Below are 14,975 nucleotides of genomic sequence, written 5' to 3' on the forward strand. Positions count from 1 at the left end.
CGCAGGGTTATGCATCTTCATACGCTGAGGCCAAAAGGCCATCCACGTTGACGAAGCTCAAGGCTTCGTAGGTATCGAGTTTGAGACCGCAGAAATAGCATTGGAGTTGTTCTGCATACACTCCCGATAGATACGATTCACCATCCGCGTAGTCGTAGTCTGGTTCTATGCGAACGGTACATAGGTTGCCACAGGCAGGGCATGTAACTCCGTCGTAGGCATAGTCTGCCCCAGTTTGTTTCAGGAGCGAGAAGGTTATGTCGTTGGCCTGTGCTGCAAAGTCTCCTTGGGAGCTTCTGTGTTCCCATAACGCCAAGTGATTTGCTAGCAGTTGGTTCATTTCCGTTTCAAACTTTTCGCGATTTGTGAGTTTGCTGCTTAGTTCGGTTAGCCGTTTCTCATCGTCGCCAAAGAACTCAGATGGCGAGATACCTAGCTCTGCGGCAAACTCGGTGACGAGAGGAAACGCATCCTTCTGTAGCATGAGTGCTACTTTTGCTAGATCCAGTTCCGAGGTAGGTCTATGAGCAATGACATCCCTCCAATGAGCAAGGGTGTAAAGCATTTGGCTGTATTTATTGGCAGCTTTGGAAAACACCTTTGACCGGCCAAGCGAAACCCGGAAAGTAATAACGTCGGAATCGGGTTTGGTATCGATTTCGTCGTTCTTCCCGGTATGCACAATCCTGTTGCCATAGATCGAAGGAGCCGAGTGCTTGAAATCCGCTACCTTCAATACGAATATCGGGTTGATATCCGCCAATACATGCTTGAGTAGCTTTTCAACGCCAAGCGCAAACAACAGCGCCCCTTGAATCGCGTTCTCCGGTGACATTGAAGAATTGATATGCGGAGAAGCTAGCCTCGTCAGCTTCTGAGCATCTGCCAAGTAGTCACTACTCAACATGGATAACCTCCTTGGCCGCAATAGATGCATAACGTGAAGCTAACCGGCGGGCGGCGGCCGGGCCAGAATGAAATGAGGCACGGGCGACGAACGCTGTTGCACGTCCGGTTGAGCGGCGGGTTAGGCTTCATTCGACGACGATAGGATCGCGAATGCGATACAGCGCTGACTTGGCAATGGTGCCTTTAAACTGCAGCGAGTTTTCAAGGTAGTAAGTGGCCATCTTGACAAATGCTTCATCCGATCGAGGATCAAAAAAGATGCTATCGATTAGGGTATCGGTGTCTACCGGTATGCGGTAGAAGGGCTTGGGTTTTGTTCGTGTTGTAAGGTTTCGATCATGAATGATGACTCGCACCTCTGCCTCGTGATCAAAAGCCTGCCGCTTTGCAAGTAGCGTATCGGCCGCTCGTCGCGGCAAGTACTTCTGCTTCAAATCGGCTGCCACCGCATTAATTCTCTTATTGAATTCGCTTAGCGAAAGGTACTCAACGTCGCCAATTAGAAAATCTATTTCGCTGCGGTTTTTGTGCCTTGATAGCTCGCGTTGGAGCTTTACGCGGTTCGTCCGTATTCGAACGGCAGTCCGATTCGCCGAGTAGATTCTCCACATTGCGTCAGAGGCAGCCTTCTTAGTCCAACACTGCGCGAAGATTGCATGGGAGCGCCTGTGCACGAGTATTCTTTCGTACGGATCCTCCCACTGCGACGGCGATACAAAGTGAAGTTCTTTGGATTCAAGAAGATCCACTACGTGATTGAAACTAAGAATGGCATTCCCCCAATTCAGTAGACATTCAATAATGTCAAAACTGGATTGGAGTGAAAGAAATGAAGAGAACGAAATACACGCCTGAGTTCAAGGAAGAAGCGGTTAAACAAGTCATCGATAAGGGTTATGCGGTGCCGGATGTATCCAAGCGACTGGGAATTGCTGAAGGTGTTCTGTACACATGGGTCAGCAAGTTCAAAAAGGCGGATGAACCTGAATCCAATGATCTCAAAGCGATGCAAGCTGAGATGGCCAAACTCAAGGCTGAACTGCGACGAACAACCGAGGAGCGCGACATCCTAAAAAAGGCCGCCGCGTACTTTGCCAAGCAGTCCGGGTGAAGTACGCGTTTATCCAAGCGCACCGAACTGAATTTCGACTCACCAGCATGTGCCGTGTTCTCAAAGTTCACCGCAGCGGCTACTACGCTTGGCTGCATGAACCACAGTCCCCAAGAGCCAAAGCTAACGAGGCCTTGACTGTGCAGATCCGCGAGTTCTTTGATCAAAGCATGGGCATTTACGGCAGCCCACGCATCTTCTGTGATTTACGAGAGGCTGGCGTGGCATGCAGTGAGAACCGCGTGGCACGGCTGATGCGTGCGGCTCAAATCAAATCAGTTCGAGGCTACAAACGCCCTAGGTACAAAGTGGGCAAGCCTTCATTGGTTGCGCCCAACCAATTGCAGCGCCAGTTCCAACACGACGAACCCGACCAAGCTTGGGTGACGGATATCACCTATATCCGCACACATGAAGGTTGGCTGTATTTGGCGGCTGTACTAGATTTGCACTCGCGTGCGGTGGTGGGCTGGAGCATGGGTTCACGTATGCAAACGAGCTTGGTGCTGGATGCACTGACGATGGCTGTGTGGCGAAGGAAACCTAAAGACTCGGTCATCATTCATTCGGATCAGGGCAGCCAATTTGGCAGCGATGAGTTCAATCGTTGGTGCAAAGACAACCGACTGAGCCCAAGCATGAGTCGTCGGGGCAACTGCTGGGATAACGCTGTGGCCGAATCGTTCTTCAGTAACTTGAAGAGTGAAAAAATCAAGAAGCGGATTTATCAAACGCGGGCTGAGGCTAAGTCAGACATCTTTGATTACATCGAGGGTTTCTACAATCGTGTTCGACGTCACAAGCATCTTGATCAACTCAGCCCCCATGAGTTCGAGCGGCAGCGTCAAACTGCGCTATGAGAAGTGTCTACAGGTTTGGGGGAATGCCAGAATGCGGTAGAGATGTGTTGAGGAGTTGGATGCCATCGAAAGTTGGTTGTATGAAGCCTAGCGTATAGCTCAGCCGCCCGCGGAGGAGTGACGCAGGGAACGGCCGGGCCAGAATGCCCGAAAGACATGCCCGGCCGTGAGTGGCGGCATGCTGTAGGGGGTCGGCTGAAGCGCCAAGTTAGGCTGCACTCTGAGACCCAAGGAATTCGATTTGCCGACGAAGATGAGCAGTGGCTGCAGCAAGTTCTTCGTTGGAGCTCGTGTACCAACAACGGATCTTGTACATAGCCTTGTGACCCTCTTCAAGCACTGAGCCGTTCGCGGTCTTGTGCGTAACGCGAAATCCATACTTTGATCGCAGTGATCCTTTGGTTCTATGCCATTCGGCAGACTCAGATCCAGCGACGTACCAGAAAGAGTGAACAACGGAGTTGCGAAACTCTTCCGCTTTGCCAAGGGAAGCTCTCAACACGTCACTTGTGAGATCAGTTCGTTCATACACGGGCTTTTGCGCATGCAGATCGCAAAGCAACTCTACCTTCTGCCGAAAACTCATAGCGGCCGAAACTCGGTGCGCGTCGTCGGAGTCGCTCATACCAAAGCGGCGAGCAAGCGCTTCAGCAACTACGGACTCAATGAATTGAAACTCGACTACCACTGATCCAATTGCACGCAACAGACGATCGGTCTTCTGGGGAAGTGATTCGTGCTTCACGTGCAGCCTAACGCTGGAGCTAAGCGGCAACATCAATCGCGAAGCAATTGATTGGTCCGCTTGAGCGAAATGTTAGGCCTCATGGCTGCAGCGGAAGGTTAGCGCTGTCAACGCAACGTGAGTTCCAGTAAACCTTCTCGAAGGCCGAAAGTCTGCCAAGCTTCTCTGCTTGGGCCTTCTGCGCCGGGTCTTCGATCTCTACCGAGGGAGTGTGAAAAGTCTGAAGCTCTGGATAATGGTAGCTAAGGGAAGCGAAACGCTGTCCGCCGCTGTAGCCGCCGAAACTGTTGTGTCCGTCCACGATGCCGCAAACGGAAATCTCCACACCACCCGTCTTGGATGCTCGCTGCACGACAAATGACGATCGGACGACCATTGAATCTGGATCTTTCATCAGCTGCCGTAGACGGCTTTCTGCGTCCCGTTGCGCCCAGCCAACGGGACCAACTGCTTTGTTTAGAACGTAGGCAGTGGCAATCAGAATGAGTGGGACAAGAATGACGATTCCTAGCAATACCTTTAGTAACTTCATGTCTTTATCGATCGGGTTACGAAGAATGGTGGATACCGAGGCCTAACGTTCAAGGTCAGGGGCGCTGCGCGGCTTTATCGCGCAGCGTCCCTTGGAGCGCAGTGTTAGAGCCAACTTCGCCACAATTGGCTACTTTTTGTTGAGTTGCAGATAGCGAGGTTGCGGCTGAACGGTTTCATCCGTGTAGCAGCGTCCGGTCGGGGCATACTCGATAACCACGCCATCCTTGATGTAGAAAATATTGTTGCAAACGATACGGTTACTTGAACAGGTTGTGAACGCGTTTGCGTTCACATACTTGCCGGTACTGCTGCCGCTGGCGTTACTGAAACACTGTGCAACATCTGCGCCGTTTGCATAGTTCCGGATTTCAATTCCGCTCGATGTGACACTGCGATACATGGGCACGGTAATGAAAAAGGAATGGGTATCGAGAGCTTCGACGGGAATGCCGACCCACGCATCGAGGTCTTGCTTTCGCACGGTGGCGCACGCGGTAACGGCTAAGGCGACAGCAAGGGAGAATGTGAATTTCAGTGCTTTCATGGTTCCTCCAAAAGTGGGCTCTAACGTGATGTAGACCGCAAAACCCGGTTGATACATCCGAGCCGATTCGACACACCAGTTTGATGCAATGCCTGCAAGTAGCTCGCGCCTTGGCGCACAGGCTTACGCAATGTGATTTCGTATGGGTATAAATTTGCCATGAAACTCAGTGCTCCTTCTTGCAATCCACCCGCTTGCTTGACCAGCTGCGCGATTGTTTGCGTTATCGGCACTATAGCTTCAAAAATGTGTATTAATTAGCTCAAATAAATGAATATTTATATTATTTAGGAAGCAATAAATATTCGGAATCTCTGTGTCTTTTAAGGCCCATCAATGGGGTCAAACGCCATCACCCTGGGCATGAAGAAAAGCTTTCAGCTCAACCCAACCACCTCACAACCTCACAGGTATCCCACGCTCCCGCATCCTCTGCTTGGCCTGCTGCACCGTGTATTCACCATAGTGAAAAATGCTCGCGGCCAGCACCGCATCGGCGCCGCCGGTTTGAATGCCGTCGGCCAAGTGGTCGAGGTTGCCCACACCACCGGAGGCAATCACGGGCACGGGCACAGCGTCGCTCACAGCGCGGGTCAGTTCCAAATCAAAGCCGCTTTTGGTGCCGTCGCGGTCCATGCTGGTCAGCAAAATTTCGCCCGCGCCGTACTCGGCCATTTGCGTGGCCCAAGCCACCGCGTCCAGTCCCACGTTTTGGCGCCCGCCGTGGCTGAACACATCCCAGCCGGGGCCCATGGGCAAACCGTTTGCGCCCACGCGTTGCTCATCTTGGGCTGATCGGCGCTTGGCGTCGATGGCCACCACGATGCACTGCGCACCATATTTTTCAGAGGCGTCGCGAATCACTTGGGGGTTGGCAATCGCTGCCGAGTTGAAGCTGGTTTTGTCGGCACCCGCATTCAAGAGGCGGCGCACATCGTCCACGGTGCGCACACCGCCGCCCACGGTCAAAGGAATGAACACTTGGCTGGCCACGGCTTCGATGATGTGCAAAATCACGTCGCGCCCGTCGCTGGTGGCGGTGATGTCAAGGAAGGTGAGTTCGTCCGCGCCTTGCTCGTTGTAACGCGCCGCAATTTCCACCGGGTCTCCGGCGTCGCGCAGTTCCACAAAATTGATGCCCTTGACGACCCGTCCTGCCGTCACGTCCAGACAGGGAATGATGCGTTTGGCCAGCATGTCAGCCGTTCAACTCGTCGGCGCGGGCTTGGGCTTGTTCGAAATCGAGGTCGCCGCTGTAAATGGCGCGGCCGCAAATCACACCTTCAATGCCTTCGTCTTCCACGGCGCACAGGCCTTCAATGTCTTTCATGCCTGCCAAGCCACCCGAGGCGATGACGGGAATCGACAGGGCTTGCGCCAGTTTGACGGTGGCGTCGATGTTGATGCCGCTCAGCATGCCGTCGCGGCCAATGTCGGTGTAGATGATGGACTCGACACCGTAGTCTTCAAACTTCTTCGCCAGGTCCACCACTTCGTGGCCGGTGAGTTTGCTCCAACCGTCGGTGGCCACTTTGCCGTCTTTGGCGTCCAGCCCCACGATGATGTGGCCGCCAAAGGCGCTGCAAGCATCTTGCAAAAAGCCGGGGTTTTTGACAGCGGCGGTGCCGATGATGATGTAGCGGATGCCGCCATCGATGTATTTTTCAATCGTGTCCAGGTCGCGGATGCCGCCGCCCAGTTGCACCGGAATATCGTCGCCCACGGCTTTCAAGATGCTGCGGATGGCGCTGTAGTTTTGCGGCTTGCCGGCAAACGCGCCGTTCAAGTCCACCAGGTGCAAACGCCGTGCGCCTTTGTTCACCCATTGCAAAGCCATTTGGGCCGGGTCTTCGCTGAAGACGGTGGATTGGTCCATGTCGCCTTGAACCAGGCGAACGCAATGGCCATCTTTGAGGTCAATCGCGGGGATGAGCAGCATAAATTGAAGTAAGAGTGAAAGAGGTCAAGGTGACCAGGAGAGGAAATTGCGGTAGAGCATCAAACCCATGTCGGCGCTTTTTTCAGGATGGAACTGGGTGGCAAAAATATTATCCCTAGAAACCACCGAGGTAAAGCTTTGGCCGTAATCGCTTACCCCCGCTGTGTGGCGTGCATCTAACGGGCGGGCGTAAAAACTATGCACAAAGTAGAAATAACTGTTGTCGGGCACCCCGGCCCACAGCGGGTGCGCCTGGGTTTGCCGCACTTGGTTCCAGCCCATTTGTGGCACCTTGAAGCGGCTGCCGTCGGCTTGGTGTTGACCGGCCAAATCAAATTTCACCACTTCGCCGGGGACCAAACCTAAACAAGCCGTGCCATCTGCGCCGCCTTCAGCACTGTGGTCGAGCAGCATTTGCATGCCCACGCACACACCAAACAGGGGTTTGTTGGCCGCCGCATCCAACACGGCGGGCATCAAACCGCTGTCGTGCAGTTCGCGCATACAGTCGCGCATCGCGCCTTGGCCGGGCAGCACCACGCGCTCGGCGGCCTGCACTTCTTCGGGTTTGGCGGTGATGACGACCTGGATGTTGCTGTCGTGCGCTGCGGCCATGACGGCTTGCGCCACCGAGCGCAAATTGCCCATGCCGTAATCAATGACTGCAACGGTTCGCATGAAGGGCTTAGAGCGTGCCTTTGGTGGATGGAATCACACCCAGAGCACGGGGGTCCAGCTCGAGGGCGTCGCGCAAGGCGCGGCCAAAAGCTTTGAACACGGTCTCGGCTTGGTGGTGCGCGTTTTCACCGCGCAGGTTGTCAATGTGCAGCGTGACAAACGCATGGTTCACAAAGCCTTGGAAAAACTCAAAGGCCAGTTGCGAATCGAAGTGGCCGATCATGCCGCTCTTGAAGGGCACGTGCATTTCCAAACCGGGGCGGCCAGAGAAGTCCACCACCACGCGGCTCAGGGCTTCATCCAGGGGCACAAACGCGTGGCCATAACGGCGCAGGCCTTTTTTGTCACCCACAGCGATGGCCACGGCTTGGCCCAGCGCGATGCCGACATCTTCCACGGTGTGGTGGCCGTCAATGTGCAGGTCGCCAGTGGCTTGGATGTGCAGGTCGATGAGGCCATGACGCGCGATTTGGTCCAGCATGTGGTCGAAGAAACCGATGCCGGTGGACAGCTCGGACTGGCCGGTGCCGTCCAAGTTGATGCGCACGAAGATTTGGGTTTCTTTGGTGTCGCGGCGAACTTCAGCGGTGCGTTGTGTCATGGTTTGGGTTTGGTTTGTTAAAGCGTGGCCAGTACGTCTTGCAAAGCCTTGAGCAATTGATCGTTCTCTGCGGGGGTGCCCACGGTGAGCCGCAAGCAGTGGTGCAGCACCGGGTGCATTTTAGAAACGTTCTTCACCAGCACACGGCGTTCTTTCAAGGCTTCAAACACGCGTGTGGCCACTTGCTCGTCCCCGCTGAAACGGGCCAACAACATATTGGCTTGGCTGGCGTAAGGCGTCACACCGGGCAAGGCTTTCAAAGCGGCCAACAGCCGATCGCGCTGGGTGCAAATGGCTTGGGCTTGGCGTTCAAACTCGGCGCGGTGCTCCAGCGCAAACAAAGCACATTCGGCGTTCAACACACTCACGTTGTAGGGCGGGCGCAGTTTGTCCAAGTGCCCCACCACATCGGCGCGGCCCAGCATGTAGCCAATGCGCACACCGGCCAAACCAAACTTGGACAAGGTGCGCATCAGCAGCACCTGGGCGTTGGCAGCGGGGTCGCGTTGGATTTCATCCAACCAGGTGGCGCTGGAAAACGGCTGGTAGGCCTCGTCCAAAGCCACCCAACCACCATAGGCCGACACCTGCGCAATCAGGCGGCGCATCACCGCCACATCCCACAAATTGGCGGTCGGGTTGTTCGGGTAGGCCAAATACACGATGGCCGGTTGGTGCTGGGCGATGGCCGCGCTCATGGCGGCTTCATCAAGCTCGAAGTCGTCACGCAAGGCCACGGGCACATAGGTCAAACCTTGGAATTTGGCACTCAGCGCGTACATGACAAAACCAGGCTCGGGGGCCAAGGCACTGGCACCGGGCAAATGACAAGCCGTGGACAAAAGCGAAATAAGTTCGTCCGAACCATTGCCCAACATCAGCTGCCAGCCCTCGGGCAAGCCGACAAATTCAGACAAAGCGTGTTTCAAATCGTCGATGCGGTCACCGGGGTAGCGGTTGATGGCGACGGCGCCCAAACGCGCACCCAACTGCGCTTGCAGTTCGGGGGACAGGGTGTAGGGGTTCTCCATCGCGTCCAGCTTGACCATGCCCGTGGCGGATTGCACGTGGTAGGCCTGCATCGCTTGCAGGTCGGGACGGATGAATTTCAGAGGGCGCATGGGAGTGCCCAAATTATAGGCGGCGGGGTTGTGCGCCCACGCCGCGCCGCTTCAGAGGAAACCGATGGACACCCAAGGCACAAAAGCGATGACCAACAAGGCCACCATCAACGCGCCCAGATATGGCCAAATTTTGTGCAAGGCCAAGTCGGCCTCGACCTTGCCAATCGCGCAGGCCGCGTAAAAACCCACGCCCACGGGCGGCGCAAACAGGCCCAAGCCCATGGCAAACACCACCACCATCGCGTAGTGCACCTCATGGATGCCCAAAGCCCTGGCCACTGGAAACAGCAAGGGACCGAACAACACAATGGCTGGAATGCCCTCCAACATGCTGCCCAGAATGATGAATGCCAGCATGGACACGATCATGAAGCCCATGGCCCCGCCCGGCACTTGCGTCATGAGTTCCACCAAGTCGCGCGAAAAACCCGACTGCGTGAGCGCCCAGGCCATGGCGGTGGCGCAACCGATGATGAGCAAAATGGCCCCGGACAAAGACGCGGTTTCCACCAGCATCGGGTAGATGCGCCGCCAGTCCATTTGCCGGTAGAACAACATGCCAACGATCAAGGTGTACAAAATGCCAATCGTCGACACTTCAGTGGCCGTGGCCACGCCCTCCACCACCGCCGAGCGGATGACGAAAGGCAGGGCCAAGGCGGGCAGCGCCAGCCAAAAATAGCGCATCACCTCGGGCAGCGGGGTGCGAGCCACCCGCAAGGTGTTTTCTCGTCTCGCTTGCCAATACACCACCACGCACAGCGCCAGCATGCCCACCAAGGCCGGCATCAAGCCGCCAATGAACAAGGCGGCAATCGACACACCCGTGACCGCGCCAATGGTGATCAAGACCAAGCTGGGTGGGATGGTTTCGCTCATGGCGCCCGAGGCGGCCAACAAGGCCACCAAGCGACCCGGGTCGGCGCCGCGTTGTTTCATCTCGGGAAACAAGGCCGGGGCCACCGCCGCCATGTCGGCGGCTTTGGAGCCTGAAATACCGGACACCAAGTACATGGCGGCCAACAACACGTATTGCAAACCACCTCGGAAATGGCCCAACAGCGAGGCCAGAAATTGCACCATGGCTTTGGCCAAACCGGTGACCGCGATGAACGCGCCCAAGAACACAAACAAGGGCACCGACAGCAAGATGAGGTGCGACATGCCTTCATCGATGCGGCTGACCACGATGGTGAGTGGTGTGCTGGTTGAAAACTGCAAATAGGCCAAGGTGCACAGCCCGAACGCAAACGCGATGGGCAAACCCATGACCACGCACACGCCCACCATCAGCACGAAAAACAGCAGCAAATTGCCGTGGCCAAAGTTCATCAAGAACGGGCTGGCCCAGTGAAGCGCAGCGCCCAACACCAGCAAGCAGCCCAGCGCCCAAGCCAAGTCGGCACCCCGCGCAGCCCGCGACAGTTGCAACAAAGACTGCAGCAACATGAGCCCCAAACCCACCACCACCGCCGCCACGCGCAGCGCATCCGGGATTTCCAAGGCGGGTGTCAGGATGACCCATTGCTCGTTCATGTGCTCGATGGCTGGCCACAGCAAAGTCGCACAAAACAAAACCGTGAGGCAGGCCACCAAGCTCTCCACTTTGCGGCGCTTGGGCTCCGTCAGCTTGGCGACAAACACGGTCAGTCGCATGTGCTCGCCGTGCTGCATGGCGACCACCGCACCGAGCATGGCCAGCCACAAGAACAACACCGAGGCGAGTTCGTCCGACCAGGTGAGCGGCGTTTGCAGCACATAGCGGTAAACCACGCCCAAGGACAGCACGACGATTTCGGCCAGCACCAACAAAGCCGCTGGCCACTCGGCCAAGGCCCGCAACACCCGCTCAGGCCAAGACAGGGTCATGCCAATTTACCGGTGTATTTCTCGAGCTTGCCGATGGCTTCGGGGCCGTACTTGGTTTTCCATTCTTGGTAGAAACCAGCCTTGGACAAGACTTCGCGGAAGGGTTTGATGTCGGGGTAATTGAAGACCATGCCTTTGGTTTTGAGCTGCGCTTCCAGCACATTGTTCAAGCGGCGGATGTCGTCGCGTTGCACCAAGGCGGCTTTTTTGAAGTGCTGCGCAATCAGCGCTTGCACATCGGGCGGCAGGCTGGCCCAGCGTTTGGCATTGGCCAACACCCATTGGCCGTCCCACATGTGGCCGGTCATGGAGCAGTACTTTTGCACTTCAAACAACTTGGCTGATTCAATGAGCGGCAGCGGGTTCTCTTGGCCTTCGACGATCTTGGTTTGCAAGGAGGAATACACCTCGCTGAAATTGATGGACGCAGGTGAGGCGCCAAAGGCTTTGAACATCGAGGTCCACAAAGGGCTGACCGGCACACGGATTTTGAAGCCCTGCAAATCGGCCGGGGTTTGGATGGGTTTGGTGGAACTGGTGATGTTGCGAAAGCCGTTGTCAAAGCAAAGGTCGAAGGCGTGCAAATTCACTTTGGCGATGGCTCCGCGCACATGCGCACCCAAGTCGCCGTCCATCGCCGCCCACACCGTGGCGTAGTCTTTGAACACAAAGGCCAAGCCGTTGATACCGGCCACCGGCACCAGGGTTTGCAAGATGAGGCCGGACAGCATGAAAAAGTCGATCGCGCCCGAGCGCACCTGCGACAACATGTCGGTGTCGCCGCCGAGTTGGTTGTTGGGGAACAGCTGAATGTCCACCCGGCCCTTGGACTCGGCGCGGATCGCGTCCGCCGCTTCCTTCATGCGGATGTTGGTGGGGTGGGTGATGGGGAAGTTGTTGGCCAGCTTGAGTTTGAACTCGGCGTTTTGCGCCCAAGCGTGGTTGACCAGCGGCCAAGCGCAAGCACCTGCGGCGGCTTTCAGGAGTTGGCGGCGGGGGTGTTGGTTTGGGCTCATGGTGACACGGATGCTAGCCGATAGCGTGCACCCTGCCATGCGGACTAACCCATTGGTGACAGGCTTTCAATTGGCGGGACAAGTCAGCCAATCGGCACAAGCGTGTGCAAGCGGCTTGGGTTTAAGCTGACAGCTTGCAGACAACTTCACAGGGGCATCCGTGACAAAAGGCAAGGTGGTTCGCATCGGGGGGGCTTCTGGTTTTTGGGGCGACAGCAGCGTGGGTGCGCCGCAGTTGGTGCAGTCGGGCTTGATTGATTTTTTGGTGTTCGATTACCTGGCCGAAACCACCATGGCCATCTTGGCTGCTGCACGGGCGAAACAACCCGACATGGGTTACGCCACCGACTTTGTCGACATCGCCATGAAGTCGGTGCTGCCCGAGGTCATGCAGCGCGGCATCAAAGTGGTGGCCAATGCGGGCGGCATCAACCCGCAAGCTTGCGCGGCGGCTTTGCAGGCTTTGGCCGCGTCGCAAGGTTTGCAGCCGCGCATCGCGGTGGTCGAAGGCGACGACATCACGGCGCTGTTGCCTGCCTTGCGCGAACAAGGCTGCACCGACATGTTCAACGGCGAACCCTTGCCCGAGAAAGTGCTGAGCGCGAATGCCTACTTGGGCGCTTGGCCGATCGCCCAAGCTTTGAACGCGGGGGCGGACATCGTCATCACCGGCCGCTGCGTGGACAGCGCCACCACCTTGGGGCCGCTCATCCACGCGTTTGGCTGGCAACAGCACGACTTCCATCAGCTGGCGGGCGGCAGCTTGGCCGGTCACATCATCGAGTGCGGTTGCCAGGCCACCGGCGGGCTGCACACCGATTGGCAAGCCATTCCCGATTGGCACAACATCGGCTACCCCATCGTCGATTGCCAAGCGGATGGCAGCTTTGTGGTGCACAAACCGCCCGGCACGGGTGGGAAGGTGTTGCGGGCGGCGGTGGCCGAGCAACTGCTGTATGAAATTGGCGACCCCGGCAGCTACCTGTTGCCCGATGTGGTGTGCGATTTCCGCCAAGTGCAAATTGAGCAACTTGATGGCGAGCATGTGCGCGTGAGCGGCGCGTTGGGCCGCGCCCCCACCGACAGTTTCAAGGTGTCGGCCACCAGTTTGCAAGGCTACCGGTGCACCGGCAGCATGGTCATCATCGGCATTGACGCCGCCGCCAAAGCGCAGCGCACCGGCGAAGCGGTGTTGCAGCGTTGTCGCGTCTTGTTGGCGCAAGCGGGTTTGTCAGATTTCACGTCCAGCCACATCGATTTGTTTGGGGCGGAAACTTTGTACGGCGAACACGCCCGCACATCGGCGTCGCGCGAGGTGATGGTGCGCATCACCGCCAGCCACAGCAGCCGCCAAGCGCTGGATCTGTTTGCCCGCGAAATCGCGCCGTCCGGCACGTCTTGGTCACCCGGCACCACCGGCCCGGGTGCGGGGCGGCCCAGCGCCTCCCCGCTCATCAAACCCTTTGCTTTTTTGCTGCCGAAATCGGCGGTGCAAGTGCGGGTGCATTTGGATGGAAAAGCGTTGGATGGGCCTATGGGGTTGTTGGGCGGTGGGGCCGAGCGTTCTGAGGCGCCATCGCCAGGCTTGAGTGAGCCTTCTGATGCTCAAGTGCCAGTGTGGGCAGAACCTGCCGAGCCGCAGCAACGGGTGCGCCTGATACAGCTGGCCTGGGCCCGCAGCGGCGACAAGGGCGACATGTCCAACATCGGCGTGGTGGCGCGGCGGCCCGAGTGGCTGCCCCTCATTTGGAACCGACTCACGCCCGAGGTGGTGCAGGCCTATTTCAAGCACCTGGTGCACGGGCCGGTGGAGCGCTTTCACCTGCCCGGCATTTCGGCCATCAACTACCTGCTGCACCAAGCGCTGGACGGCGGCGGACCCGCCTCCAGCCGCATCGACCCCTTGGGCAAAGGCATGGGGCAAATGCTCTTGGACATCGAACTGCTGGTGCCCGCCTCCGTCGCGGCGCACCTGAACAACTAATTGTGTAATTGGGGTCAGATTCCAATTAATTAATGGGGGTCAGATTCCAATTGTTTCAATTAATGGGGGTCAGATTCCAATTGTTTCGAGGAGGGTGTTTTGGGGAGGCCTCAAAATGCCTTGTTTTGAGGGGGTGGTCAGCAGGGACGGGTCTTACAGGCGTTTTTATGATACATAAATTCAAAATTTTGGCGAAATCTTGTATCACGATTCAAGAATTAATTGGAATCTGACCCCAATTAGCCAGAGGCTATTTGTGCATGCACGCTCAGTCGGCGTGAGCCAGCAAACATGTCGCTGGGCTTGAGGCCATAAATCTGCCGGATGGAATGGCTGAAATGGGTCGAGTCGGGGTAGCCCGCGTCCAAGGCCACGTCCAGCAAATTGGCGTCGTGCCGCACCACATGGTGCAGCACATTGCGGGCCCGCTTCCAGGTGCGGAAACTGCGAAACGGCGCCCCCACCTCTTGCTTGAACAAATGCAAAAACCGCGAAAACGACAAATTCGCCATGGCTGCGTGGTCCTGCGCCAGCAGCGAGGCGGTGGGGTCTTGCTTGATGCGCGACAGCACGGCCGCGATGCGAGCATCTAGCAAGCGGGCCGGCAAAGCCGCGCGAAAGAAGGTCTGGTCAAAGTCCAGCGTGTTCAAGTCGAGGCGACGCGACAGTTGACTCAAGTGCTGTTGCGTCTCGCGCAGCGCCGCCACGCGTTCGGGGTCGGCCAAAGCGCCCCGGGTTTGCAGCCAGTCCGGCAGCTGTTGCAGGCTGACGCTTTCAGCCTCGATTTGCAGCACGCTGATGCAGCGGTCCTCGGCCCACACCTGGTGCGGCACATAAGGCGGCACCACCGCCAGCTGGGTGGTTTGCCAGTCGCCGCCGTCCATCTGAATGCGAATCTGCCCACTGACCGCCACGTACACCATGACCGCGCCCATGCTGCGCACCGAGGGTGCGCCCAAAAGCCCGTGGTAGAAAACCCGGTCCGGGGTGATCCACATCAGGGCTTGGTCGGGGGTGGTGGGGGACAACAAACGCACAGGCGAACTCGGCAGACAGCAACA

At 57.1% G+C, this 14,975-nt stretch carries 14 protein-coding genes; 2 read left to right on the plus strand and 12 right to left on the minus strand.

Annotated elements, in window-relative coordinates; translation table 11 throughout:
* Window positions 1–7: 7 nt before the first annotated feature.
* Complete coding sequence (locus AC8GFP_RS09090; RefSeq protein WP_506612438.1) at window positions 8–907, minus strand: hypothetical protein; 900 nt, start codon at window positions 905–907, stop codon at window positions 8–10.
* Between the two features lie 127 nt (window positions 908–1,034).
* A complete protein-coding gene (locus tag AC8GFP_RS09095; RefSeq protein WP_506612440.1) occupies window positions 1,035–1,520 on the minus strand; it encodes a DUF2971 domain-containing protein in 486 nt (161 codons plus the stop codon).
* 218 nt (window positions 1,521–1,738) lie between these two features.
* On the opposite strand from AC8GFP_RS09095, the gene AC8GFP_RS09100 reads away from it, so the two are divergent.
* A protein-coding gene (locus AC8GFP_RS09100) for an IS3 family transposase (RefSeq protein ID WP_506612422.1) occupies window positions 1,739–2,880 on the plus strand; the annotation gives its coding sequence in 2 pieces (ribosomal slippage) (window positions 1,739–1,985 and window positions 1,985–2,880; 1,143 coding nt in all).
* Between the two features lie 824 nt (window positions 2,881–3,704).
* Here the strand turns inward: AC8GFP_RS09100 and AC8GFP_RS09105 are convergent.
* The 9 genes from AC8GFP_RS09105 to AC8GFP_RS09145 all read right to left on the minus strand — a co-directional run bounded on the left by AC8GFP_RS09105 (window position 3,705) and on the right by AC8GFP_RS09145 (window position 11,930).
* Window positions 3,705–4,157 (minus strand): hypothetical protein, encoded by a 453-nt coding sequence (locus AC8GFP_RS09105; protein ID WP_506612442.1) that lies wholly within the window; start codon window positions 4,155–4,157, stop codon window positions 3,705–3,707.
* 129 nt (window positions 4,158–4,286) lie between these two features.
* Complete coding sequence (locus AC8GFP_RS09110) at window positions 4,287–4,703, minus strand: hypothetical protein (protein ID WP_506612444.1); 417 nt, start codon at window positions 4,701–4,703, stop codon at window positions 4,287–4,289.
* A gap of 396 nt (window positions 4,704–5,099) precedes the next feature.
* Window positions 5,100–5,900: an imidazole glycerol phosphate synthase subunit HisF gene (gene hisF / locus AC8GFP_RS09115; protein WP_506612446.1), complete on the minus strand. Its 801-nt coding sequence runs from the start codon at window positions 5,898–5,900 to the stop codon at window positions 5,100–5,102.
* 1 nt (window position 5,901) lies between these two features.
* Complete coding sequence (gene hisA / locus AC8GFP_RS09120) at window positions 5,902–6,642, minus strand: 1-(5-phosphoribosyl)-5-[(5-phosphoribosylamino)methylideneamino]imidazole-4-carboxamide isomerase (protein ID WP_506612448.1); 741 nt, start codon at window positions 6,640–6,642, stop codon at window positions 5,902–5,904.
* 24 nt (window positions 6,643–6,666) lie between these two features.
* Window positions 6,667–7,320 carry an imidazole glycerol phosphate synthase subunit HisH gene (gene hisH / locus AC8GFP_RS09125; protein WP_506612450.1) on the minus strand — a complete coding sequence of 218 codons (654 nt, stop codon included), beginning with the start codon at window positions 7,318–7,320 and terminating at the stop codon, window positions 6,667–6,669.
* Between the two features lie 7 nt (window positions 7,321–7,327).
* Entirely contained in the window at window positions 7,328–7,921 is a 594-nt protein-coding gene (gene hisB / locus AC8GFP_RS09130) for an imidazoleglycerol-phosphate dehydratase HisB (protein ID WP_506612452.1), read from the minus strand.
* A gap of 17 nt (window positions 7,922–7,938) precedes the next feature.
* Window positions 7,939–9,042 (minus strand): histidinol-phosphate transaminase, encoded by a 1,104-nt coding sequence (gene hisC / locus AC8GFP_RS09135; RefSeq protein WP_506612454.1) that lies wholly within the window; start codon window positions 9,040–9,042, stop codon window positions 7,939–7,941.
* Between the two features lie 51 nt (window positions 9,043–9,093).
* Complete coding sequence (locus AC8GFP_RS09140) at window positions 9,094–10,914, minus strand: TRAP transporter large permease (protein WP_506612456.1); 1,821 nt, start codon at window positions 10,912–10,914, stop codon at window positions 9,094–9,096.
* Window positions 10,911–11,930: a TRAP transporter substrate-binding protein gene (locus AC8GFP_RS09145; protein WP_506612458.1), complete on the minus strand. Its 1,020-nt coding sequence runs from the start codon at window positions 11,928–11,930 to the stop codon at window positions 10,911–10,913. Before AC8GFP_RS09145 ends, AC8GFP_RS09140 begins: the two co-directional genes overlap by 4 nt.
* A gap of 160 nt (window positions 11,931–12,090) precedes the next feature.
* Between AC8GFP_RS09145 and AC8GFP_RS09150 the strand changes: the two genes are divergently transcribed.
* Window positions 12,091–13,914 carry an acyclic terpene utilization AtuA family protein gene (locus AC8GFP_RS09150; protein ID WP_506612460.1) on the plus strand — a complete coding sequence of 608 codons (1,824 nt, stop codon included), beginning with the start codon at window positions 12,091–12,093 and terminating at the stop codon, window positions 13,912–13,914.
* A 239-nt stretch (window positions 13,915–14,153) separates the two neighbouring features.
* On the opposite strand, the gene AC8GFP_RS09155 is transcribed toward AC8GFP_RS09150, so the two are convergent.
* On the minus strand, window positions 14,154–14,951 hold the full coding sequence (locus AC8GFP_RS09155) for an AraC family transcriptional regulator (protein WP_506612462.1): 798 nt from the start codon (window positions 14,949–14,951) through the stop codon (window positions 14,154–14,156).
* Between the last annotated feature and the right edge of the window lie 24 nt (window positions 14,952–14,975).

Origin of the sequence: Limnohabitans simekii (SeqCode) (assembly GCF_965234735.1) — a bacterium.
Classification (GTDB): domain Bacteria; phylum Pseudomonadota; class Gammaproteobacteria; order Burkholderiales; family Burkholderiaceae_C; genus Limnohabitans; species Limnohabitans simekii.

Bases quoted from the DNA above. Each gene is read 5' to 3' on its own strand.
- AC8GFP_RS09140 (WP_506612456.1), bottom strand. From the start codon at position 10,914: ATGACCCTGTCTTGGCCTGAGCGGGTGTTGCGGGCCTTGGCCGAGTGG.
- AC8GFP_RS09095 (WP_506612440.1), bottom strand. From the start codon at position 1,520: ATGTGGAGAATCTACTCGGCGAATCGGACTGCCGTTCGAATACGGACG.
- AC8GFP_RS09110 (WP_506612444.1), bottom strand. From the start codon at position 4,703: ATGAAAGCACTGAAATTCACATTCTCCCTTGCTGTCGCCTTAGCCGTT.
- hisH (WP_506612450.1), bottom strand. From the start codon at position 7,320: ATGCGAACCGTTGCAGTCATTGATTACGGCATGGGCAATTTGCGCTCG.
- hisA (WP_506612448.1), bottom strand. From the start codon at position 6,642: ATGCTGCTCATCCCCGCGATTGACCTCAAAGATGGCCATTGCGTTCGC.
- AC8GFP_RS09145 (WP_506612458.1), bottom strand. From the start codon at position 11,930: ATGAGCCCAAACCAACACCCCCGCCGCCAACTCCTGAAAGCCGCCGCA.
- AC8GFP_RS09090 (WP_506612438.1), bottom strand. From the start codon at position 907: ATGTTGAGTAGTGACTACTTGGCAGATGCTCAGAAGCTGACGAGGCTA.
- AC8GFP_RS09105 (WP_506612442.1), bottom strand. From the start codon at position 4,157: ATGAAGTTACTAAAGGTATTGCTAGGAATCGTCATTCTTGTCCCACTC.
- hisC (WP_506612454.1), bottom strand. From the start codon at position 9,042: ATGCGCCCTCTGAAATTCATCCGTCCCGACCTGCAAGCGATGCAGGCC.
- hisF (WP_506612446.1), bottom strand. From the start codon at position 5,900: ATGCTGGCCAAACGCATCATTCCCTGTCTGGACGTGACGGCAGGACGG.
- hisB (WP_506612452.1), bottom strand. From the start codon at position 7,921: ATGACACAACGCACCGCTGAAGTTCGCCGCGACACCAAAGAAACCCAA.